At 61.6% G+C, this 21,466-nt stretch carries 22 protein-coding genes; 10 read left to right on the top strand and 12 right to left on the bottom strand.

The genetic code is table 11. The features are described from left to right. Nucleotides 1-142 precede the first annotated feature (142 nt). Nucleotides 143-1,027: an AraC family transcriptional regulator gene (locus tag NKJ67_RS33015; protein WP_127326796.1), complete on the bottom strand. Its 885-nt coding sequence runs from the start codon at nt 1,025-1,027 to the stop codon at nt 143-145. Between the two features lie 173 nt (nt 1,028-1,200). Between NKJ67_RS33015 and NKJ67_RS33010 the strand changes: the two genes are divergently transcribed. Continuing rightward, the gene (locus NKJ67_RS33010) at nt 1,201-2,442 is read left to right on the top strand and encodes an MFS transporter (RefSeq protein WP_128361821.1); all 1,242 of its coding nucleotides are present in this window, start codon (nt 1,201-1,203) and stop codon (nt 2,440-2,442) included. A gap of 71 nt (nt 2,443-2,513) precedes the next feature. On the opposite strand, the gene NKJ67_RS33005 is transcribed toward NKJ67_RS33010, so the two are convergent. Continuing rightward, the gene (locus NKJ67_RS33005; RefSeq protein ID WP_127267864.1) at nt 2,514-3,371 is read right to left on the bottom strand and encodes an alpha/beta fold hydrolase; all 858 of its coding nucleotides are present in this window, start codon (nt 3,369-3,371) and stop codon (nt 2,514-2,516) included. Between the two features lie 151 nt (nt 3,372-3,522). Between NKJ67_RS33005 and NKJ67_RS33000 the strand changes: the two genes are divergently transcribed. Continuing rightward, nucleotides 3,523-3,951, top strand: a complete 429-nt coding sequence (locus tag NKJ67_RS33000) for a MarR family winged helix-turn-helix transcriptional regulator (protein ID WP_128307484.1) — start codon at nt 3,523-3,525, stop codon at nt 3,949-3,951. Nucleotides 3,952-4,043: 92 nt separating this feature from the next. On the opposite strand, the gene NKJ67_RS32995 is transcribed toward NKJ67_RS33000, so the two are convergent. Next, entirely contained in the window at nt 4,044-6,050 is a 2,007-nt protein-coding gene (locus NKJ67_RS32995) for a putative bifunctional diguanylate cyclase/phosphodiesterase (RefSeq protein ID WP_127408934.1), read from the bottom strand. Nucleotides 6,051-6,344: 294 nt separating this feature from the next. On the opposite strand from NKJ67_RS32995, the gene NKJ67_RS32990 reads away from it, so the two are divergent. The 7 genes from NKJ67_RS32990 to NKJ67_RS32960 all read left to right on the top strand — a co-directional run bounded on the left by NKJ67_RS32990 (nt 6,345) and on the right by NKJ67_RS32960 (nt 12,472). Beyond that, the gene (locus NKJ67_RS32990) at nt 6,345-7,379 is read left to right on the top strand and encodes a class I SAM-dependent methyltransferase (protein WP_352585500.1); all 1,035 of its coding nucleotides are present in this window, start codon (nt 6,345-6,347) and stop codon (nt 7,377-7,379) included. Between the two features lie 249 nt (nt 7,380-7,628). After that, entirely contained in the window at nt 7,629-8,270 is a 642-nt protein-coding gene (locus NKJ67_RS32985) for a 50S ribosomal protein L25/general stress protein Ctc (protein WP_127270548.1), read from the top strand. A gap of 23 nt (nt 8,271-8,293) precedes the next feature. Then, on the top strand, nt 8,294-9,019 hold the full coding sequence (gene pth / locus NKJ67_RS32980; RefSeq protein WP_127270550.1) for an aminoacyl-tRNA hydrolase: 726 nt from the start codon (nt 8,294-8,296) through the stop codon (nt 9,017-9,019). A gap of 91 nt (nt 9,020-9,110) precedes the next feature. Next, nucleotides 9,111-10,214, top strand: a complete 1,104-nt coding sequence (gene ychF, locus NKJ67_RS32975) for a redox-regulated ATPase YchF (RefSeq protein WP_128307482.1) — start codon at nt 9,111-9,113, stop codon at nt 10,212-10,214. Between the two features lie 218 nt (nt 10,215-10,432). Further along, complete coding sequence (gene corA, locus NKJ67_RS32970; RefSeq protein ID WP_127270555.1) at nt 10,433-11,407, top strand: magnesium/cobalt transporter CorA; 975 nt, start codon at nt 10,433-10,435, stop codon at nt 11,405-11,407. Nucleotides 11,408-11,528: 121 nt separating this feature from the next. Beyond that, a complete protein-coding gene (locus NKJ67_RS32965; protein WP_127269625.1) occupies nt 11,529-12,005 on the top strand; it encodes a MaoC family dehydratase in 477 nt (158 codons plus the stop codon). Beyond that, nucleotides 12,002-12,472 carry a MaoC family dehydratase gene (locus tag NKJ67_RS32960; RefSeq protein ID WP_127380574.1) on the top strand — a complete coding sequence of 157 codons (471 nt, stop codon included), beginning with the start codon at nt 12,002-12,004 and terminating at the stop codon, nt 12,470-12,472. The genes NKJ67_RS32965 and NKJ67_RS32960 overlap by 4 nt, the downstream gene beginning before the upstream one ends. A gap of 164 nt (nt 12,473-12,636) precedes the next feature. Here the strand turns inward: NKJ67_RS32960 and NKJ67_RS32955 are convergent, their stop codons facing one another. The 6 genes from NKJ67_RS32955 to petA form a co-directional block, all read right to left on the bottom strand. Then, nucleotides 12,637-13,182, bottom strand: a complete 546-nt coding sequence (locus NKJ67_RS32955) for an adenine phosphoribosyltransferase (protein WP_352585496.1) — start codon at nt 13,180-13,182, stop codon at nt 12,637-12,639. 9 nt (nt 13,183-13,191) lie between these two features. Next, entirely contained in the window at nt 13,192-14,337 is a 1,146-nt protein-coding gene (locus NKJ67_RS32950) for an alpha-hydroxy acid oxidase (RefSeq protein ID WP_352585494.1), read from the bottom strand. Nucleotides 14,338-14,513: 176 nt separating this feature from the next. Next, nucleotides 14,514-15,209 carry an acid phosphatase gene (locus NKJ67_RS32945; protein WP_127269623.1) on the bottom strand — a complete coding sequence of 232 codons (696 nt, stop codon included), beginning with the start codon at nt 15,207-15,209 and terminating at the stop codon, nt 14,514-14,516. Nucleotides 15,210-15,336: 127 nt separating this feature from the next. Then, complete coding sequence (locus NKJ67_RS32940) at nt 15,337-16,209, bottom strand: cytochrome c1 (RefSeq protein ID WP_352585492.1); 873 nt, start codon at nt 16,207-16,209, stop codon at nt 15,337-15,339. A 28-nt stretch (nt 16,210-16,237) separates the two neighbouring features. After that, complete coding sequence (locus NKJ67_RS32935) at nt 16,238-17,539, bottom strand: cytochrome b (RefSeq protein WP_127326789.1); 1,302 nt, start codon at nt 17,537-17,539, stop codon at nt 16,238-16,240. A 16-nt stretch (nt 17,540-17,555) separates the two neighbouring features. Further along, a complete protein-coding gene (petA, locus tag NKJ67_RS32930; RefSeq protein WP_352585490.1) occupies nt 17,556-18,116 on the bottom strand; it encodes a ubiquinol-cytochrome c reductase iron-sulfur subunit in 561 nt (186 codons plus the stop codon). Between the two features lie 313 nt (nt 18,117-18,429). Here petA and NKJ67_RS32925 point away from each other — a divergent pair, with 313 nt between their 5' ends. Continuing rightward, nucleotides 18,430-18,774: a cupin domain-containing protein gene (locus NKJ67_RS32925; RefSeq protein ID WP_127270961.1), complete on the top strand. Its 345-nt coding sequence runs from the start codon at nt 18,430-18,432 to the stop codon at nt 18,772-18,774. A 3-nt stretch (nt 18,775-18,777) separates the two neighbouring features. On the opposite strand, the gene NKJ67_RS32920 is transcribed toward NKJ67_RS32925, so the two are convergent. The 3 genes from NKJ67_RS32920 to NKJ67_RS32910 are packed head-to-tail and all read right to left on the bottom strand — an operon-like array spanning nt 18,778 to nt 21,458. Next, nucleotides 18,778-19,089 carry a DUF6665 family protein gene (locus NKJ67_RS32920; RefSeq protein WP_127270963.1) on the bottom strand — a complete coding sequence of 104 codons (312 nt, stop codon included), beginning with the start codon at nt 19,087-19,089 and terminating at the stop codon, nt 18,778-18,780. 1 nt (nt 19,090) lies between these two features. Next, complete coding sequence (locus NKJ67_RS32915; protein WP_352585487.1) at nt 19,091-19,570, bottom strand: GNAT family N-acetyltransferase; 480 nt, start codon at nt 19,568-19,570, stop codon at nt 19,091-19,093. A gap of 4 nt (nt 19,571-19,574) precedes the next feature. Next, the gene (locus NKJ67_RS32910) at nt 19,575-21,458 is read right to left on the bottom strand and encodes an ABC transporter ATP-binding protein (protein ID WP_352585485.1); all 1,884 of its coding nucleotides are present in this window, start codon (nt 21,456-21,458) and stop codon (nt 19,575-19,577) included. Between the last annotated feature and the right edge of the window lie 8 nt (nt 21,459-21,466).

The raw sequence follows: 21,466 nt of genomic DNA, 5'->3' as shown, positions 1-21,466 counted from the left end.
GGCGGACATCCCTTGCCCGCAGCTCAAGCGCCGGCAAAATCGCTGCCGCCAGCCTCGCGCCGAAAGACTGTGTGAGATATCCGGGTTAGAGCAGCTCGCCGTTTCCGTGAAACGGTAAAATGCTCTAGAACAGCACCTGCCGTTACGGCGCAGGGCTTTCCAACCGAACCGGGCCGACCAGGCGACGAGCGACCTCGACGCTTTCTCGTGCGCCGCGCATATAGCCGCGCGGCGAGGTCCCCAGCATGCGCTTGAACATGGTGATGAAGGCCGGCACGCTGTCATAGCCGAGATCGAGCGCCACCCTGGTGATCGGCTCGCCGTCCGCCAGCCTGGGCAGCGCCGCGAACAGGCAGGCCTGCTGGCGCCATGTCGACAGCGACAAGCCAGTCTGGCGCTGGAAGGCGCGGGTGAAGGAGCGGCGGCTCATGCCGGCGGCATCGGCCCACTCGTCGATCGTCGCGTGCGGCGATGGTGCTGCGACGAAGCGCCGGCACAGCGCCGACAGCCTTGGGTCGGACGGGAATGGCAGGCCGAGCGGCCGTTCCGGCAAGGTCGGGATTTCGTGCAGCAAAAGGTTCATGATCAGCCCACCACGTCCTTCCAGAACGCCGCCTTGCGGCAGCTTTTCCGATTCCACGATCAGGCTGTGCATCAGGTCGGTGACGCCGACGACGCGCAAGCCTTCGGGCAGCCCGGGAATCGCCTGTGGCATGACATAGACCGAACGCATCGAGACATCGCCCAGCATCTCGACGGAATGCTCGGTGCCGGCTGGAATCCACATCGCGTGGTCGGGCGGCACCATCCAGCGTCCGTAGCGCGTCGTCACCAGCACCACGCCGACAAGCGCATGCAAGAGCTGGCTGCGGCTGTGGCGGTGCTGCGGCACACGGTAGCCATCGGGATATTCGGTCGGCAATGCCACCGCCGGCCCGGCCACTTGCTCAAGCCACTGCCAGCGGCTCTCGTGCAACTGGCCGAGATTGGCGTTGCCAGCGTGAAAGACTTCTTTGCCGTGCGGCATCCGATATGGCCCACTTGCGAAACTATTGGACCAAACCACGAAAGAAGTCATCCCGCAAGCAGCTTATAAGGCACCGGTCCCAAGCGCTCCACAGGAGCGTCCGATAAGGCGGCCGCAGGTGCGTTCGTCAACTGCCTGCGGGCCTGCCCGCCAAAAAGACCACGGAGCCTACCTTGACCGATACGACAGCCGCCAGCGTCGCCCCACCGGCGACCACCAGTCACGCTTCAGCCCAGGCGACGGCCTTCACCGTCATCCTGGCGGTGAGCTTCTGCCACTGCATCAACGACATCATGCAGTCGCTGCTGTCGGCCATTTACCCGCTCCTGAAAGAGAATTATGGCCTCGATTTCTGGCAGATCGGCTTGTTGACCTTCACCTTCCAGGTGACCGCGTCGCTGCTGCAGCCTGTGATCGGCATGATCACCGACAAACGGCCGATGCCCTATTCGCTGCCCTACGGCATGGCGTCATCGCTGATCGGCCTGATTGTGCTCGCCTATGCCGGGCACTATTCGCTGCTCCTGATCGGCGCCTCGCTGATCGGCATCGGCTCGGCGATCTTCCATCCGGAATCCTCGCGCATCGCCCGCTTCGCCTCCGGCGGCCGCTTCGGCCTGGCGCAGTCGCTGTTCCAGGTTGGCGGCAATTTCGGACAGTCCATGGGGCCGCTGCTGGCAGCCTTCATCGTCGTGCCGTTCGGCCAGACCAGCATTTCCTGGTTCGCCGTCGGCTCGCTGATCGGCATCATCGTTTTGTGGCAGGTCGGCGGCTGGTACAGCCGGCTGCGTGCCGCACAGGGCACCCGCAAGGCGGCGAGCTTCGTTTCGCCCTTCCCGCGCCGCAAGGTGATGAACGCATTGATCGTGCTGACCCTGCTGGTGCTGAGCAAGAATGCCTACATCGCCAGCCTCGCCAGCTACTACACCTTCTATTCCATGCATAAGTTCGGCGTTTCGGTGCAGATGAGCCAAGTCATGCTGTTCCTGTTCCTCGGAGCCTCGGCGCTGGGCATCCTGCTCGGCGGCCCGTTCGGCGACCGCTACGGGCAGAAGGCGATGATCTGGTTCTCCATCGTCGGCGTGCTGCCCTTCACGCTCGCCTTGCCCTACGCCAATCTGGAATGGACGATGGTGCTGACGGTGCTGATCGGCCTGATCCTGTCCTCTGCCTTCTCGAACATCGTCGTCTTTGCGCAGGAACTCGTGCCGGGCCGCGTCGGCATGATCGCCGGCATCTTCTTCGGCTTCGCCTTCGGCATGGGCGGCATCGCGGCGGCCGTGCTCGGTATCGTCGCCGATATGAAGGGCATCGATTTCGTCTTCCAGATCTGCTCGTATTTGCCGTTTCTTGGATTGCTCACCGTGTTCCTGCCAAACATGAAGGAAGCGCGCAAAGCGCAGGCGGCCGCCTAGATCAGGCGGGTCTGCCGCTGTCACAAAAATGCACCCGCTTGATGACGGGTGCATTTTTGTGGGCCATGGCCTTAAGCCTTGAAGAAGGCCAGCAGGTCGGCGTTGATGATGTCTGCATGGGTCGTGGCCATGCCGTGCGGGAAGCCCTTGTAGACCTTGAGCTCGCCCTTCTTGAGCAGCTTGATCGTCAGCAGCGCCGAATCGGCGATCGGAACGATCTGGTCGTCGTCTCCGTGCATGACCAGGACAGGCACGTCGATTGCCTTCAGATCCTCGGTGAAGTCGGTTTCCGAGAAAGCCTTGATACAATCATAATGCGCCTTGGTGCCGCCCATCATGCCCTGGCGCCACCAATTGTCGATGACGCCCTGCGAGATGTCCGCGCCCGGACGGTTGAACCCGTAGAACGGACCTGATGGAACGTCGCGGAAGAACTGGGCGCGATTGGCTGCCTGGGCGGAGCGGAAGCCGTCGAACACTTCGATCGGCAGGCCGCCGGGATTGGCGGCAGTCTTGAGCATGATTGGCGGCACCGCGCCGATCAGCACCGCCTTGGCGACACGGCCGCCGGCGCCATAGTTGGCAACATAGCGCGCCACTTCGCCGCCGCCGGTCGAATGTCCGACATGAATGGCATTCTTGAGGTCGAGATAAGCGGCGAGTTCCGCGACATCGGCGGCATAGGTGTCCATTTCGTTGCCGATATCCGTCTGGGTCGAGCGCCCATGGCCACGCCGATCATGGGCAATGACACGGTAGCCTTGTGACAGGAAGAACAGCATCTGGGCGTCCCAATCGTCGCTGCTCAACGGCCAGCCATGATGGAAGACGACAGGCTGCCCGGTCCCCCAGTCCTTGTAGTAAATCTGCGTTCCGTCCTTGGTGGTGATCGTACCGCTGCCGGAGCTGGGCTTGGTTTGCGAGGTCATCTCAATCTCCTTGTGGTTATTTCCGCGATAAACAATATCGCGATAACCATATAGCTAGCGCGGCGCAAAACCCTTGTCCACAAAAATATGTATCGCGATATCATTTTTCGTGGTATCGAATTGATGCCCATATTGGCAAAAGGAATGCGCCGTGCCTCTCCCGTTGGACAATCAGCTCTGTTTCACGCTCTATGCCACCAGCATGGCGATAAACCGCACCTACAAGCCGATGCTGGACGAGATGGGCATCACCTATCCGCAGTACCTGGTGCTGAACGCGCTTGGAGAGGCCGATGGGATGTCGGTCGGCACCATCGCCAACCGGTTGGCTTTGGAATCGAGCACCGTCACGCCGCTGGTGAAGCGAATGGAGCAAGCCGGGCTGGTGACCCGCCAGCGCAGCCAGACCGACGAACGCCAGGTGCAGGTCGACCTGACATCAGCCGGACGCGCGCTACTGGTCCAGTGCAACTGTCTGAACGAGACCTTGGTCGAACGCTCGGGCATGACGCTGGCCGAGCTCGATGCCTTGAACCGGCAGATCCAGGCGCTACGCAACGCGTTGACCAGCGACCGGTAGCCCCTACGTAGCCGCTTGGCCCAGTCATAGGTTGATTGCAATCAGCACGGCTTTTGAGGGCGGCTAAGCCAAACGTCGGAAAGAGGCCACCATCATGCGGACTTAAGCACGGCAAATGACCGTTTGCGCATGGCCCGCTTTGCCTGGAAACTGACGGCGGGAGCGGGGCGGCCGACATGGAAGCCCTGGATCTTGTCTATGCCGAATTCGCGCATCAAAGCCATCTGTTCGTCGGTTTCCACCCCTTCGACCAGGATCTTGTGGCCGCGATTTCGAACCAGGGTGATGATGTCCTGCAGCATCGCCTTGCCGCTCAGGGAGCTGCAGTCGTGCAGAAACGATCGGTCGATCTTCACCGTGTCGAAATCGATCAGGCGAAGCCACGAAAGGCCCGCAAAGCCCGTCCCGAAATCATCAAGCCATATCTTGATCCCGAGCAGCTTCAGGTCGCTGATGCAGCGCAGAATGTCCGAGTGCATCTCCATCTCCAGCCCTTCGGTGATCTCGAAGGCCAGCCTGCTGCCGGCGACGCCGGTTTCGCCCAGAATGGTCGCGACAGACGTTGCGAAGCCAGGTGTCTTAAGCTGGATCGGGGAGACGTTGACGCTGACGACACGGACGTGGTCGTCAGCCAGGAGTTCGGCGCACACCGTCCTTATCGCCCAGCGCCCGAGTTCCAGGATCGCGCCGGTTCGCTCGGCGACGGGAATGAACAGGCTCGGCGGAACCGACGTGCCGTCCAGCATTTTGAGGCGCATCAGAGCCTCCACCGCTTCAACCCGGTCCGATTTGACATCCTGGATAGGCTGATAAACCAGTGAAACGAGATTCTGGCCGATCGCGATCTTCAGCAAGGCCGCGATGTTCTCGCTCTCGTCGCTGCTTTGCGGATCGGTTGGATCGAACAGCCGGGCACAATTTCGGCCGCCGGCTTTTGCCAGATAGAGAGCGCGATCGGCCTCGTGGATGATCTTCTCCAGCTTGGCGCCGGTCTGCGTCCTGGTGAATGCGGCGCCAACGCTCACCGTTACGATCGAGACGCCGTCGCGCCGCAGTTCGTGCGTCAGCGCCAGGTTCTCGACCGTGCTGCAAATGGCTTCCGCTATATCCAGTATCTGCTCTTTTTTCTCCATGCGAGCCAGGACGATGAACTCTTCACCGCCATAGCGGCCGATGGAGCCATTATACTGCTTGATCATGTCGCTAAGGGCATTGGCGACATGGATCAGGCAGCGGTCGCCTTCCTGATGGCCGTAGCAGTCGTTGAATTTCTTGAAGAAGTCCACGTCGATGAGGATCGCCCCGAAACTGGTGCCGACCTTTTGCCAATCGCTCCAATAGTCCCGCAGCTTCTCGTCGATCGCGCGCCGGTTCTCCAGACCCGTCAGCGGATCGGTCCGCGACAACCTCAGCAGGGCCTTGCCGCGTTCGGTCGCCTCATTGTGCTGGATCTTGGCTTCCAGGGCATTCAGAAAGACGTTGTAGCGTTCCTCATTCAGTTTCCAGTTCACATACGAGGTGAACGTGAAACAGGATATATAGAAAGCCCCGAATACCATTTTGTATGTAAGGGTTGAAGGAACGAAGTAATTTACGATGTAAAGTATACACAATATTATTGCCGAGGTTACGATAGAAAGCTTGAAATTGAACGTAAAGAAAAGATTTGCGCTCATCATGAATATGGTCCCAAAGACCATGTAGTAAGAGACGCTTTCCTTGTCCGCGCCAAGAACCGCTGGGCACAGCCAACCAACATAGCCGAAGATGATGGCTCCGGCGCAGGTCACGTCGAGCCATTCCGTTCCAATCCCCCGGCGAAGCTGTGCTTCGAGGATCAAAAGCGCGCTCAAGCCGACTGCGAAGCGCGCCGTGATCGTGTAGGCGGCAACATCCGGGATCAGCAGCAGATCCGTTGCCGAAAACAAGAGATAGATCGCAACCGCAATCCAGAGCCCTGGCCTGGCTTCTCCTCTTCGCGTCGCCTGCGCTTCGGTGCGGTAAAGGGTGCGGAGCTCGTCGGCGCTCAGTTCATAGCGCGGCTCGTACGGCTCCGCATCAACCGTATCGACCAATACGGAGGACAGGTGTTCGTTCATCACAATAGACCCCGTTTGAAAGGGATTTTGTTTTCCGAACTCATTTCCAGCTTCTGCCCCCACGCGGGCCGGCTCCTTTGGGACGCGACGGCGATTGCGACGCCGGGCAAACAAATGCAATCGCGCAAGACAAGTTTCCGTTAACTCGAACCCGGAATTCGGGCCGGAAGCCGTCTAAAGAGGAACATGGTTGGCGGGAAATTAATCATAACGATAAAATGCCGTCAGCCCGACATTGGCAAATGGAGCATTCTACGCAATAAGTTAACCGACTGTTAACTATGGAGTGATGGCGTGCAGACCATTCTTGATGGCAAAAGCTTGATTACTGCCGCGATGCTCGCCGGCACGCTGCCTCGGGGAAAGCTCGAGCATCATGGCGAAGCGTTCGAAACCGCGCGCGCGGAGCTGGCGCTCATTCTCCACGCGACACAGCAGCAGATCGAACAGGACAAGAACCCCGCCGAGATCGTCGGTCGTTTGCTGTCCTTCCTCAATGGCCTGCATTCCAAGGTTCATCCCGACGTCTGGCATGCGTTGATACCGGTGGCGCAGAACCATCCGATCCTGAAGTATTTTCTCGAGGATCCGCTGACGCACTGGTCCTTCACCAAGCCCAGGGGCTATTCCGGCGACGCGCAGTTGCTTGATTACATCTATTGCGATCCGCACGTGGCAGAGAGCGTGGCCAACGCCTCGGAGATCGGCAAGGCGCTCTATAGCCATACCCAGAACGTACCCTCATGCGTCGCGGCACGGGAACGACGCGACCTCCTGACCCGATATGTCGACGAGATTGCGGTCAAGAATGGACCGCAATCCGAGGTCCTGGCGATCGCGGCCGGCCATTTGCGGGAGGCCAATCGCTCGGTAGCCTTGACGGAGGGCCGTCTCAAGCGCTGGATTGCGCTCGATCAGGATCCCCAGAGCGTTGGGCTGATCGCGCGCGACTTCCAGGGCACCGCGGTCGAAGCCATCGACGGCTCGGTGCGAACCGTGCTCACGCGGGGCCACAAGCTCGGCAAGTTCGATTTCATCTATGCCTCCGGCCTCTACGACTACCTCGCCCACAACGTCGCGGTGAAACTCACGAAGACCTGCCTGCAGATGTTGAAGCCGAACGGGACGTTCCTGTTTGCGAACTACGCCGAGGGCACGCCTGACGCCGGCTACCGGGAGACATTCATGGACTGGGTGTTGCTGCTGCGATCGGAGGTCGATATGTGGAACATCGTCAATGCCAGCGTCGACCGCAACACCGTCGAGGCGCGGGTGTTCTTCGGCGAGAACCGCAACGTGCTTTATGCCGTCATCGAAAAGCGCGGATAGCGACCGCCTGGACTGCACCAGCCTGGGCGTGCCTTTGGCTTGCACCTCCGGCCGCCTTCCGCTATAGAGCCGCCACCCGCGTAGACACCCTTGGAGGCAACGCGGCGGAAGGCCGCCTTCCCGCATGATCCCGAAAAGTGGATTCCGGTTTTCGGACCAGATCATGCATGGGTATGTCGGCTTTCGACGTTTACGGTCCAGGCACTCTGCCCACCGTGAGCGCTCCAGAACAAACCGAAAGGAAATGCCATGAGCCACGACACTTACGAGCTCAAGGCCGAAGCACGCGAACAGGTCGGTAAGGGGTCCGCCCGTGCAGTTCGCCGCAACGGTAAAGTGCCTGCAGTAATCTATGGTGACAAGCAGCCTCCCCTGGCTATCGCGCTCACCTACAAGGATATCTACTACAAGATCCATGGCGGTGGGTTTCTGACCACGATCGCCACGATCGATGTCGACGGCAAGAAGATCCAGGTCCTGCCGAAGGACTTCCAGCTCGACCCGGTCAAGGATTTCCCTGTCCATGTCGACTTCCTGCGCATCGGCAAGGACACCGAAGTCAATGTCGACGTGCCTGTCCACTTCATCAACGAGGACAAGTCGCCCGGCATCAAGCGCGGCGGCGTGCTCAACATCGTGCGTCACGAAGTCGAGTTCCACTGCCCGGCCAATGCGATCCCGGAGTTCATCACCGTCGATCTCACCGGCGCCAACATCGGCGACTCGATCCACATCTCGGCGGTCAAGCTGCCGGCTGGCGTCAAGCCTGTGATCTCCGACCGCGACTTCACCATCGCGACCATTGCCGGTTCGTCGGCGATGAAGCCGGAGACGGAAGAGACGGCTGAAGCAGCTGCACCTGAAGCGGCTCCTGCCGCCGACGAGAAGTAACTCTTTCACGCCCGGAGCAGGCGATGCTGCTGTTTGCAGGTCTCGGCAATCCGGGCGCGAAATACGCTGACAACCGCCACAATGTCGGTTTCATGGCGGCGGACGCAATCGCCCGCCGCCATTCCTTTTCGCCCTGGTCGAAGAAATTCCAGGGCCTCATTTCCGAGGGCACGCTCGGCGGCGAAAAGATCGTCCTGATCAAGCCGCAGACCTTCATGAACCTGTCCGGCCAGTCGGTCGGCGAAGCACTGCGCTTCTACAAGCTCGAGCTTTCCGCGCTCACCGTCTTCTATGACGAGATCGACCTTGCCGAAGGCAAGCTGCGCATCAAGACCGGTGGCGGCGCCGGCGGCCACAACGGCATCCGGTCGATCGACGGTCATATCGGCAATGGCTATCGCCGCGTGCGCATCGGCGTCGGCCATCCCGGCGTCAAGGAAATGGTCCAGCACCATGTGCTCGGCAATTTCGCCAAAGCCGACCGCGAATGGCTCGACCCGCTGCTCGACGCGATCGCCGATAATGCCGCCATGATCGTCAAGGGCGACGAATCCGGCTTCATGAATAAGGCCAGTCTCGCCGTCCAGGGCAAGGCCGGGCCGGAGCCCGAAAAGCCAGCGCAGAAGCAGTCGGCGCACAAGCAGCAAAGTCATGTCCGCCAAGCACGGCCTCAACAGCCGGTGGTCAAGCTGCCGGAAAGCGGTCCAATGGCCGCCATGCTGAAGAAGCTGTTCGGCGGCAAGGACTGAGCATCAAGGGGACCGAAGGGCTTGACGTTGATCACCCCTATCGCCCATAGCCCTGATCAAATTTCTATTTTCCCGATAGGACCGAACAAAAATGGGTTTCAAATGCGGCATCGTTGGCTTGCCCAACGTCGGCAAGTCGACGCTTTTCAACGCGTTGACCAGAACGGCTGCGGCGCAAGCCGCCAACTATCCATTCTGCACCATCGAACCGAACACCGGCGAGGTGGCGGTGCCAGATCCGCGCCTGCAGAAGATCGCCGCGATCGCCAAGTCGAAGGAGATCATTCCAACTCGCATCTCTTTCGTCGACATTGCCGGCCTGGTGCGCGGTGCCTCGAAAGGCGAAGGGCTGGGCAACCAGTTCCTCGCCAACATCCGCGAGGTCGACGCCATCGTGCATGTGCTGCGCTGCTTCGAGGATGACGACATCACCCATGTCGAGGGCCGCATCGACCCCGTCGCCGATGCCGAGACGGTCGAGACCGAGCTGATGCTTGCCGACCTCGACAGCCTAGAGCGCCGCATCGTGCAGATCCGCAAGCGCGCCGGCAGCAAGGACAAGGAAGCGACGACCGTGCTGCCGTTGATGGAGGCAGCGCTCGAACTGCTGCAGGCCGGCAAGCCGACCCGCATCCTGCTCAAGGGTATTTCGGCCGAAGATTTGCGCATCCTGCAGGGCCTGAACCTTCTGACCTCGCATCCCGTGCTCTATGTCTGCAATGTCGCGGAGGCCGACGCCGCCACCGGCAACGAACACACCAGGGCCGTGGAAAAGATGGCCACCGCCCAGGGCGCCGGCACAGTGGTGATCTCGGCGGCGATCGAAGCCGAGGTCGCGCAGCTCTCGGACGAGGAAGAGATGGAATTCCTGTCCTCGCTCGGCCTCGACGAGCCAGGCCTCAACAAGGTCATACGCGCCGGCTACGACCTGTTGCACCTCATCACCTATTTCACCGCCGGGCCGAAGGAGACGCGCGCCTGGACCATCCATAAAGGCGACAAGGCGCCACAGGCCGCCGGTGTCATCCACACCGATTTCGAGCGCGGCTTCATCCGCGCCCAGACCATCTCCTACAACGACTTCGTCACACTGGGCGGCGAAGTGGCGGCCAAGGAAGCCGGCAAGGCGCGCGACGAAGGCAAGGAATATGTCGTCCAGGACGGCGACGTGCTGTTGTTCAAGTTCAACACTTGATGCCCTGAAGCGGTCGAGAACATCCCGACAAGCTGTCGGCGAAGTTCCTCGATACATGCTTCCAGGCGCCGGCGGCCATCCGCCCGCCGGCCGCTTGTCTTGATTTTGTCACGTCACAGGTCTAAGCGGCAGACGCACGGTCGGCGCTGACGTCGAGAACCGTGCAATCCAACACGACGCGTCAATCCGAACGCACCCCCAGCAAGGGATATCAGGCGATGATCAAGGCCTTCGTCGTGGACAATGACCGCCTGCGCGTCGTCGACGATCTCCTGGCAAACAGCGAGACCATCGTCTGGGCGGACCTGTTCAACCCGACAAAGGAAGAGGAAGCGACGATCGAGAGCTGGCTCGGCGTTGCCATTCCGACGCGCGAGGAGATGGAGGAGATCGAGATTTCGAGCCGCCTCTATGTCGAGGACGGCGCCTATTTCATGACCGCCACCCTGCCCGCCCAGACCGAAATCGACGATCCCTTGATGTCGCCGGTTACCTTCGTGCTCGCCGGCACAAGGCTGATCACGGTGCGCTACCACGAACCGAAAGCTTTCAAGACCTTTCCGCAGCGCGCCGAAAAGGTGGCGACCGGCTGCACCAGCGGCGACACCATCCTGATCGGCTTGCTGGAGGCGATCGTCGACCGTCTCGCCGACATTCTGGAACGCGCCGGCCGCGACATCGAGGCGATCTCGCGCGATATCTTCGAGGCGCGGTCGACCAAGGTTTCCAAGCGCAACCGTGATTTCCAGGAGTTGCTGAAAGCCATCGGCCGCAAGGAGGACATTGCCTCCTCGATCCGCGACAGCCTGATCTCGCTGCAGCGCCTGGCAGGCTTCTTCGCCCATGCCTCGACCCGCACCAAGATGAGCAAGGACACCAAGGCGCGCATCAAGACGCTGTCTCGCGACGTGCTGTCGCTCGCCGACCACGCCACCTTCCTGTCGCAGAAGATCTCCTTCCTGCTAGACGCCACGCTCGGCATGATCTCGATCGAGCAGAACGCCATCATCAAGATCTTCTCGGTCGCCGCCGTCATCTTCCTGCCGCCGACTTTGGTCGCCTCGATCTACGGCATGAATTTCGACATCATCCCCGAGTTGAAATGGCAACTTGGCTATCCCTTCGCCATCGCCATGATGGTGCTGTCGGCGATCCTGCCCTTCTGGTACTTCCGCCGCCGCGGCTGGCTCTGAGTGGCCTTGTCGATCCTGCCACAGGCTGGCGCAGTAGAAATCGCTTGACCAAATGAACGCCGGCCTGCATCCGGAAATCCCGATCCTGGGGATTGTGGGTCGACAAGCCGGATTCCAGACCATGACTGCAGAGATAAAAACATGGGCCTATGAGGACTTCATCGAGGGCGCATCGATCGACCTCGGCTCGAAGCTCGTGAGTGCCGCCGAGATCGTCGAATTTGCCGGAGAATTCGACCCGCAGCCGATGCATCTCGACGAGGAAGCCGGCAAGGCCAGCATCCTCGGCGGGCTGGCAGCGTCGGGCTGGCACACCTGCGCCATGTTCATGCGCATGCTCTGCGACGCGTTCCTGCTGGACTCGACCTGCCAGGGCGCGCCCGGCGTCGATCAGGTCAAATGGAAGAAACCGGTCCTGGCCGGCGACCAACTGACCGGCACCCTGATGGTTGTTGCCAAGCGCCTGTCGAAATCGAAGCCGCAACTCGGCTTCGTCACCATGCGCAGCGAACTGTTCAACCAGCGTGGCGAAAGCGTCTTCGAGCTCGAGAACTCCGTCATGTTCCTCACGCGCGATGCCGCGGGGAGCCAAGCATGACACTGGACGAGTTCTTCCGTATCGGCACCACCGTCACGCTCGGCTCGCACACATTCGAGCCCGAGGCGATCAAGGCCTTCGCCCGCAAATACGACCCGCAAATCTTCCATATCGACGAGGAGGCTGCAAAGAAAAGCGTGCTCGGCGGCCTCTGCGCGTCTGGCTGGCACACGGCCGCGACCTGGATGAAACTCAATCTGGAAAACCGTATGGACGCCGAGATCGCTGCGTGGAGCGGTCCCGGTCCGGTGCCGGAATTCGGCCCCTCGCCCGGCTTCAAGAACCTGAAATGGCTGAAGCCGGTCTATGCCGGGCAAGCCATCACCTTCACGCGCACCGCGCTGTCGCACCGCCCGATTGCCTCACGCCCCGGCTGGCGGCTTCTGGCGCTGCGTTCGGAAGCTTTCGATTCCACCGGCGACAAGGTGCTCGAGTTCGAAAGCGCCGTGCTGGTGAAGGTGGAGTAGCTTTTCCTTCGCCCCGTTTACGGGGAGAAGGTGCCCGAAGGGCGGATGAGGGGCGGCGCCAGCGTTGGTGTCTTAAACTCGACGGTCGTACTTACCCCTCACCCTGCTCCGCTCGCGTTGCTCGCTTCGCTTCCCTCTCCCCGTAAACGGGGCGAGGGAGAAACCTAATGCCCTTCGAACCCTATCAGCGTTCTGACCGGCACGCCGAGCGCCTCCAGCTTGGCGCGGCCGCCGAGGTCCGGCAAGTCGATGACGAAACAGGCGGCGAGGATGTCGGCGCCGATCTGGCGCAACAGCTTGACCGCCGCTTCCGCGGTGCCGCCGGTGGCGATCAGATCGTCGACAAGGATCACCTTCTCGCCAGGAGCAACGCCGTCCTTGTGCATCTCCATCTCGTCCAGGCCATATTCCAGGCTATAGGCGACGCGCACCGTCTCGTAGGGCAGCTTGCCTTTCTTGCGGATCGGCACGAAGCCGGCCGAGAGCTGATGGGCGACGGCGCCGCCAAGGATGAACCCGCGTGCCTCGATGCCGGCGATCTTGTCGATCTTCTGGCCGGCGTAGGGATGCACCAGTTCGTCGATGGCGCGGCGGAAGGCGCGCGCATTGCCGAGCAGGGTGGTGATGTCGCGAAACAGGATGCCGGGCTTGGGATAGTCCGGAATGGTGCGGATCGCGGCGAGCAATGTGTCTTCGTGGGAGGATTTCATGGGCCGAGATTACCTGAAACGGAGGTTGTTGCGCGACAATTGTTCGATCGAACTGCAGCCCATCAGCTTCATGCCGCGTTCGATCTCGACCCGCATCTGCTCAAGCGCCCGTTCGACGCCGGGCTGGCCGGCCGCCGCGAGCGGAAACAGATAATAGCGGCCGAGACCAACGGCCTTGGCACCGAGCGACAGCGCCTTCAGCACATGCGTGCCGCGCTGCACGCCGCCATCCATGATGACGTCGATCCTGTCGCCAACGGCATCGACGATCTCGGCAAGCTGGTCGAACGCCGCCCGCGAGCCATCCAGCTGCCGCCCGCCATGGTTCGACAGCACGATGCCGCTGCAGCCGATGTCGACGGCGCGTCTTGCGTCCTCCACCGACATAACGCCCTTGAGACAGAACGGACCCGACCAAAGCTTGACCATCTCAGCGACATCGTCCCACGTCATCGACGGGTCTAGCATCTCGGTGAAATAGCGGCTGATCGACATCGTGCCGCCGCCCATGTCGACATGCTCGTCGAGCTGCGGCAGCTTGAACCCCTCATGCGTGAAATAATTGATCGCCCAGGCCGGCTTGAGCGCGAACTGCGCCATTCCGGCAAGGTTGAGCTTGAAGGGAATGGCAAAGCCGGTGCGTTTGTCGCGCTCGCGATTTCCTCCGGTGATGCTGTCGACGGTCAGCATCATCACCTCGACGCCGACCGCCTTGGCGCGCTGCATCATCGCCCGGTTGAGACCGCGATCCCGATGGAAATAGAACTGGTAGACCTGCGGGCTGCTGCTGATGCTGCGCGCCTCCTCGAGGCTGACGGTGCCAAGCGACGAGACGCCGAACATGGTGCCATACTTGGCCGCGGCCTTGGCGACCGCGCGCTCGCCCTGATGGTGGAACAGGCGCTGCAAGGCGGTCGGCGAGCAATAGAACGGCATCGCCAGCTTCTGGCCCATGACCGTCACCGACATGTCGACCTCGCTCACCCCGCGCAGCACGTTGGGAACCAGATCGCAGGTCTCAAAGCTTTCGGTGTTGCGGCGGTAGGTGACCTCGTCGTCCGCCGCGCCGTCGATGTAATTGAAGATCGGCCCTGGCAGCCGCCGCTGCGCCATGTGGCGGAAATCGGAAAAGTTGTGACAGTCGCTGAGCCGCATCATCGAGTTCCAAAGGCCATGGCGGGACGAGCTTCTCGCCACCGTTCGATGCGTCGAATATCAACCTGATGCTGCTATGCCAACGGACTAATTGCCGAACTTCCGCCTCAGCACTGGCGCAGACGGAAAAGGAGCGCCTGAAGCGCCCCTTCCCGTCTAAATCCGGCTGACGAGGATTACATGCCGAGATCGGAACGAAGCTCGGCTCTGGCCACTTCATATTCAGCCTTGAAGTCGTCCCGGTTGAGCAGGACCGCGGCAATGACGCTGCCGGAAATCCTGCCCATCTCGACATCGGACGCAAAATGGATGCCGCCAACCACGCGGTTGTGGGCGTATTCGCTCGCACGTGCCATGATCTCGGCGCGCTTTTCCGGAACCATGTCGGACAGAATGATGCCCATCATCGTGCCGACGGTGGCGTGTCCGGAAGGCCAGGAACCGGAGTTCGACAGCTTGACCGCAGGCTTGACGAGATCGCTGAGTTGATGCGGGCGCGGGCGCTTCCAGACATCCTTGGCCGGATCGACGACAGCGCCTTCGGTAGCCACCACGCGATCGAAGAAGGCGCTGAATTTCGGCAGCGTTTCCTTGTTGAATTTCGGCCCCATGACGTCGGCAAAGCGCCAGACATTCTCCTCGGCATCGGCCACCGCGCTGGCGACCATCTCCGGGGTGCGCGTCACCTGCAGCGTCAGCACCTCGCCGAGTTCGGCCTTGGTTTGTGCCGAATCGTTTGCCGGCGGCGGCGGCAGGATCATCGTCAGGTCGACATCCTTGTTGGTGACGAAGGGCTGGGCGTCTTCCGCTTGCGCGGCCGAGCCGATGATGAGCAGCAACAGGCCTGCCGCGATCGATGCGTATCTTTTCATGAATGCGATCCTTTGATGAGAGCAGCACAGGATCGCCGGATGCGGTGACGGCCATGTGACATGACCAGCCTCCGGAAATGCAAAAGGGCGCCTCCCGGCGCCCTTCGCGATCACTTGATTGTGTGGCTCAATGCTGCACGCCTTCCCACACCTTGCGCTTGGTGAGATAGACCAGAGCGCCGAACAGAAGCAGGAACACCAGCACGCGAAAACCGGTCTTCTTGCGGTCTTCCATATGCGGCTCGGCCGCCCACATCAGGAAGGCGGAAACGTCGCGGGAGTACTGGTCGACTGTCTGCGGCGCGCCGTCATCATAGGTCACCTGGCCGTCGGACAGCGGGTTGGGCATCTTCAGCGACACGCCCGACATGAAATAGGGGTTGTAGTGGGTGCCTTCCGGGATGACCATGCCGGCAGGCGGTGTCTCGTCGTAGCCTGTCAGCAGCGAGTGGATATAGTCGGGGCCGCCCGCGTCATACTGGGTGAAGATGTCGAAGACGAATTGCGGAAAGCCGCGCTCGACGCCGCGCGCCTTGGCCAGCAGCGACATGTCGGGCGGAGCAGCACCACCATTGGAAGCGGCGGCCGCTTCGTCGTTTGCGAACGGTGGCGGGAAGTGGTCGGACGGCTTGCCGGGACGGTCGAACATGTCGCCGGCATCGTTGGGACCGTCATGGATCGTGTACTCGGCCGACAGCGTCTTGATCTGCGCATCGGAATAGCCGAGGTCCGACAGCGTGCGGAACGCCACCATGTTCATCGAATGGCAGGCCGCGCAGACTTCCTTGTAGACCTTGAGGCCTCGCTGCAGCTGCGCCTTGTCATAGGTGCCGAACGGGCCGGTGAAGCTCCAGTTCATTTCCTTCGGCTCGTGGATCGGGAAATGCGTCGGCGCGGCGGCGTTGTGCGCCTCTTCGGCGGCGATTGCCCAAGTGCCCGCCGACCCGATGCCGACGGCCACGAGGCCGACCAGCGCCAGCGAGGTGAGAATCTTTTTCATGCCAAATCCCCTTAGATTCTCTACCCGCTCAGCCTTTGGTTTCCGGCGCCGCCGTAGCGCCCGCCGGATGTCCGCTGCCGCCCTTGTTCTTCTCGAGGACCGCCTCGGTGATCGAGTTCGGCAGCCGTCGCGGCGTCTCGATCAGGCCGAGCACCGGCAGCGCGATCAGGAAGAAGGCGAAGTAGAACAATGTCGCCATCTGCGCCATGAACACATAGCTGCCTTCGGCCGGCTGCGAGCCCAGCCAGCCAAGCAGGATGGCATCGGCCACGAACAGCCAGAAGAACAGCTTGTACCAGGGCCGGTAAACGGCCGAGCGTACCTTCGAAGTGTCGAGCCACGGCACCAGGAACAACATGACGATGGCGCCGAACATGCACAGCACGCCGCCGAGCTTGGAGTTGATCGGCCCGACGTTGAAGGTGATGGCGCGCAGGATCGCGTAGAACGGCAGGAAGTACCATTCGGGCACGATGTGGGCCGGCGTCTTCAGCGGGTTGGCGACGATGTAGTTGTCGGGATGGCCGAGATAGTTCGGCAGGTAGAAGACGAAATAGGCGAAGAAGAACAGGAACACGATCATGCCGAACGCGTCCTTGATGGTCGCGTAGGGGGTGAAGGCGACAGTGTCGGTCTTCGACTTGACCTCGATACCCGTCGGGTTCGACTGGCCCACGACATGCAGCGCCCAGATGTGCAAAACGACGACGCCGGCAATCATGAACGGCAACAGATAGTGCAGCGCAAAGAAGCGGTTCAGCGTCGGGTTGTCGACGGCAAAGCCGCCGAGCAGCAGCTGCTGGATCCAGTCGCCGACCAGCGGAATGGCGCTGAAGAAACCCGTGATGACGGTGGCACCCCAGAAGCTCATCTGGCCCCATGGCAGCACGTAGCCCATGAAGCCGGTCGCCATCATCAGGAGATAGATGATGCAGCCGAGGATCCACAGCAGCTCGCGCGGCGCCTTGTAGGAGCCGTAATAGAGGCCACGGAAGATGTGGATGTAGACGGCGACGAAGAAGAACGAGGCGCCGTTCGAATGCATGTAGCGCAGCAGCCAGCCCGAATTCACGTCGCGCATGATCTTCTCGACCGAGCCGAAGGCGAGATTGGTGTCGGCCGTGTAGTGCATGGCCAGCACGATGCCGGTCAGCATCTGCGCCACCAGCATGATCGACAGGATGCCGCCAAACGTCCAAGCGTAGTTGAGGTTGCGCGGCACCGGATAGGCGACGAAGCTGTCATAGACCAGCCGCGGCAGCGGCATACGGGCGTCGAACCAGCGTCCGAGACCGGTTTTGGGCGTATAGGTCGAGTGTCCCTCGCTCATCGAAATGTCCCCTGCCTCAACCGATAAGGATCTTGGTATCGGAAATGAACTTGAATACCGGCACCGCCATGTTCTCAGGCGCCGGGCCTTGGCGGATGCGTCCGGCCGTGTCGTAGACCGAGCCGTGGCATGGGCAGAACCAGCCGCCGAAATCGCCTTCCTGGCCAAGCGGAATGCAGCCGAGATGCGTGCAGACCTGAACCATCACCATCCAGGCTTCCTTGCCGGGTGTGGTGCGGTTGGCGTCGGTCGCCGGTGCATCGGCCGGCAGATTGGCGTTGCGGGCGATCGGGTCCTTGAGATCGGCCAGCTTGACGGCCTCGCCGTCCTTCATTTCCTGTTCGGTGCGGTTGCGGACCACGACCGGCTTGCCGCGCCATTTGACGATCAGCGACATGCCCGGCGTCAGCGAGGCGACGTCGACTTCGACGGAAGCGAGCGCCAGCGTCGAGGCATCGGGGCGCATCTGGTCGATGAACGGCCACGCGAAGGCACCCGCGCCGACCACTGCGGCCATGCCGGTGGCGACGTGGAGAAAATCACGACGGTTGGGATCCTGGGTGTCGGTTGCGCTCACGGGTGCCTGATCCTTTCGCCTCTTCCGTGCCGGTGGCTGAGCCTTGTTCCCCGCTCAATTACGCCAACCCGACAGCGCATGGCGAACAGGCTTGCGAATTCCTCCGGCATTTGGACTTCGGTTTATGCGTGAAGCCCGTTTTTGTCCAGACGGGTGAAGGCACAAGGGCAGATTGTCGCGGGGACAAAATCCGCCACCGCTCAACGCGACGCCGGATAGCCGCCAAACATCGCTAAACAACCGGGAAACAACCGCAAATCCGACGCCCCTGTTCGGCTCGACACAAGGCGCCAGCCGGGTCTATCCTTGTATCATGGCACACGTCATAGACCGCGACACCTGGTCTGTTCGCTCCGACCATTGGAAGGGCGAATTGCAATGTGGCGCCTACGGCTCCAACTCCTGCCTGATCTTCAACTATTTGCCTGGCGTCGGCGGCGGCCCCCGCCTGCACACGCATCCCTACGCGGAGATCTTCATCATCCGCCAGGGCACCGGCCTGTTCACTGTCGGCGACCAGGAGATCGAGGCATCCGCCGGCCAGATCCTGATCGTGCCGCCCAACACGCCGCACAAATTCACCAATCTCGGCCCAGGCCCGCTGGAAACGACCGACATCCATGAAAACGGCAGCTTCATCACCGAATGGCTGGAGTGACCCCTATTTCGCGCCGAGCCTGGCCAGCACCGCTCTCGGGATGTTGTATTCACGAATGACGGCATCGTGCTTGCGCAAGCCGCACAGCTCGCGCTGGATGAAATAGCCATGCACCGCCTCGGCGGCATCCTTGAGCAGCCGGGGGCGCAGTTGCTCGTCGGCATTGTCGCGCAGCCTGGCCAGCGTTTCCTCTACCCGCTGGCCGGCGCGGCCGAGTGCTGCCGCCTTTTCCGCCAATATTTCATGGCCGAGCGCGTCGAAGGCGGCTTCGGCGGCCGAGCCGCCGGCAAGATGAGATGGCGGACGCAAGGACATTTCAGCCTCCTTTCCCGAAAATCATGCGGTGAGTGACGAATTCTTCGCCTTCCACGTGCGTAAATCCAAGCCGTGCGTAAAAACCAAAAGCCTCTTGCGGCGCGCGGGTGTTCAGCGCGGCGAAATGGTGACGTGCCCTGTCGATAACGGTTTCAACCAGCATCCGGCCAAGGCCGGCGCGACGGTGGCGCGCACTGACGAACAGGTGCCGGACCCGGCCCTGGTCCCTGGCCTCGAAATAGGGATCGATGTTCAACCCGCACACGCCGGCGAGTTCCCTTCCATCCCAGGCTCCGTACAGCGCCTCGCCCCGTTTCAGGAACTTGTTGCGGCCACTTGCCCAGCCATCCGTCAGGCGCACCAGCATCCAGTAGCCTTCCTGCCGGCTCTCTTCCTTCAGCGTGTCGAAAGCCGGCATGGTCGGCCGGAGCCGCTTGAGAACGTAGCCGACCTCTGAGATGGCGCCTGTTGATCCACCCATGGAGCTACTCCGCCGGGCGTGTCTCTTCGAGCATGCTGTCCTCGTGATAGAGAAAACCGCCGGACTGCCGCTTCCACAGCCGCGCATAGAGCCCGTCGAGTGCTACCAACTCGTCATGCGTGCCCTGTTCGACGATGCGGCCGCCGTCGAGCACCACCAGTCGGTCGAGTGCCGCGATCGTCGACAGCCGGTGGGCGATGGCGATGAACGTCTTGTTTTCCATCAGCCGCGTCAGATTCTCCTGGATCGCCGCCTCGATGTCGGAATCGAGTGCGGAGGTCGCTTCGTCGAGGATCAGGATTGGCGCATCCTTGAGAAACACGCGGGCGATCGCCACGCGCTGGCGCTGTCCGCCCGACAGTTTGACGCCGCGCTCGCCGACAAAGGCTTCGTAGCCGGCGCGTTCCCTGTTGTCGCGCAAGGTCAGGATGAACTCGTGCGCCTCGGCCTTTTTCGCCGCCGCGATCACCTCCGCATCGGTCGCATCTGGCATGCCGAGCTTGATGTTGTCGCGCAGTGAACGGTGGAACAGCGCCGTGTCCTGGCTGACGACGCCGATATTGGCGCGCAGCGAATTTTGCGTGACATCGGAGACGTCCTGGCCATCGATCATGATGGAGCCGCCCTCCAGATCGTAGAGCCGCAGGATCAGGTTCGCGAGCGTCGTCTTGCCGGCGCCCGACGGTCCGACCAGCCCGACCTTCTCGCCCGGCTTGACGACAAGGTCGATGCCGTTCAGCACGCCGAACCCTTTGCCGTAATGGAACTCGACGTTCTTCACCTCGATACGCCCACCTGCCACCACAAGTTCCTTGGCGTCGGGCGCGTCGGTGAGGCCGAGCGGCTGCGAAATCAGCGCCTTGGAGTTCTCCAGCACGCCGAGGTTTCGCAAGATGCTGTTGAGCTGCATCATCAGCCGGCCGAGCAGCATGTTGAGCCGCAGCACCAGCGACAGCGTGAAGGCGACCGCGCCGACGGTGATCGAGCCCTCGACCCAGAGATAAACGGCAAAGCAGCCGATCGCCGTGATCATAATGCCCGACAGCGTCGTCAACGCCATGCGCACGCCGGTCAGCCGGCGGGTGAACGGGCGCAATGCGTCGAGGTAGATGTCGAAACCGTTCCTGATGTAGCGGTCGTCGCCGTCGGCCGAGAACAGTTTCAGCGTCTGCACGTTGGAATAGGAATCGACGATGCGGCCGGTGATCATCGAGCCGGCCTCGGCGGTTTCCTCGGCATGCTTGCGGATTGCCGGCAAGTAGAGCTTGGCCAGCCAAGCGAAAGCGGAAATCCAGATCACCACCAGCACCGCCAGCCTGAGATCGAGGCCTGCGACCAGCGCCAGCGTCGTCACCGTGTAGACAATCATGAACCAGACGACCTCGATGAAGCTTTCCATCAGGTCGCCGGTGGCTTGCCCCGCCTGCCAGACCTTTGTCGCGATGCGGCCGGCGAAATCGTTCTGGAAAAAGGCGTAGGACTGGCGCGAGACATGCCGGTGTGCCTGCCAGCGCACCAGATTGTAGAAGCCCGGCGTGATGGACTGCTCATCGACCAGCGCCGACAGGCCGACGACGACGGTGCGGATGACCAGCACCACCACGACCATGAAAACCAGTTCAGGACCGGCGGCGGCCCACAGTGCGTGCCAGCTGCGCTCGGCGGGAAGCTGGTCGAGAATATCGACCAGCCGCCCGACGAAGTAGAACAGACCGGCCTCGACCAGCGGCGCGATGCCGCCGATGACCAGCATGGCGAAGAAGGCGAACTTCGCCTGGCCGACATAGTGCCAGAGGAAACCGCCGACGCTGGTCGGTGGCCGAAGATTCGCTGGCTCCCTGAACGGATAGACCCAGTTCTCGAACCAGCGATAGACGGCAGTCATCATGCGGCGGC

The organism is Mesorhizobium sp. M0088, from assembly GCF_040322895.1.
In the GTDB taxonomy this organism is placed as follows: Bacteria; Pseudomonadota; Alphaproteobacteria; order Rhizobiales; family Rhizobiaceae; genus Mesorhizobium.
This window is presented reverse-complemented; position numbering and strand designations above follow the sequence as displayed.

Coding starts and splice junctions, on each gene's coding strand:
- ychF (WP_128307482.1), top strand. CDS start 9,111: ATGGGTTTCAAATGCGGCATCGTTGGCTTGCCCAACGTCGGCAAGTCG.
- NKJ67_RS33005 (WP_127267864.1), bottom strand. CDS start 3,371: ATGACCTCGCAAACCAAGCCCAGCTCCGGCAGCGGTACGATCACCACC.
- NKJ67_RS32945 (WP_127269623.1), bottom strand. CDS start 15,209: ATGAAAAGATACGCATCGATCGCGGCAGGCCTGTTGCTGCTCATCATC.
- NKJ67_RS32995 (WP_127408934.1), bottom strand. CDS start 6,050: ATGAACGAACACCTGTCCTCCGTATTGGTCGATACGGTTGATGCGGAG.
- NKJ67_RS32910 (WP_352585485.1), bottom strand. CDS start 21,458: ATGATGACTGCCGTCTATCGCTGGTTCGAGAACTGGGTCTATCCGTTC.
- NKJ67_RS32950 (WP_352585494.1), bottom strand. CDS start 14,337: ATGCGGCTCAGCGACTGTCACAACTTTTCCGATTTCCGCCACATGGCG.
- NKJ67_RS33015 (WP_127326796.1), bottom strand. CDS start 1,027: ATGCCGCACGGCAAAGAAGTCTTTCACGCTGGCAACGCCAATCTCGGC.
- NKJ67_RS32965 (WP_127269625.1), top strand. CDS start 11,529: ATGACTGCAGAGATAAAAACATGGGCCTATGAGGACTTCATCGAGGGC.
- NKJ67_RS32985 (WP_127270548.1), top strand. CDS start 7,629: ATGAGCCACGACACTTACGAGCTCAAGGCCGAAGCACGCGAACAGGTC.
- NKJ67_RS32925 (WP_127270961.1), top strand. CDS start 18,430: ATGGCACACGTCATAGACCGCGACACCTGGTCTGTTCGCTCCGACCAT.
- corA (WP_127270555.1), top strand. CDS start 10,433: ATGATCAAGGCCTTCGTCGTGGACAATGACCGCCTGCGCGTCGTCGAC.
- NKJ67_RS32920 (WP_127270963.1), bottom strand. CDS start 19,089: ATGTCCTTGCGTCCGCCATCTCATCTTGCCGGCGGCTCGGCCGCCGAA.
- NKJ67_RS32935 (WP_127326789.1), bottom strand. CDS start 17,539: ATGAGCGAGGGACACTCGACCTATACGCCCAAAACCGGTCTCGGACGC.
- NKJ67_RS32915 (WP_352585487.1), bottom strand. CDS start 19,570: ATGGGTGGATCAACAGGCGCCATCTCAGAGGTCGGCTACGTTCTCAAG.
- NKJ67_RS32955 (WP_352585496.1), bottom strand. CDS start 13,182: ATGAAATCCTCCCACGAAGACACATTGCTCGCCGCGATCCGCACCATT.
- pth (WP_127270550.1), top strand. CDS start 8,294: ATGCTGCTGTTTGCAGGTCTCGGCAATCCGGGCGCGAAATACGCTGAC.
- NKJ67_RS32940 (WP_352585492.1), bottom strand. CDS start 16,209: ATGAAAAAGATTCTCACCTCGCTGGCGCTGGTCGGCCTCGTGGCCGTC.
- NKJ67_RS32960 (WP_127380574.1), top strand. CDS start 12,002: ATGACACTGGACGAGTTCTTCCGTATCGGCACCACCGTCACGCTCGGC.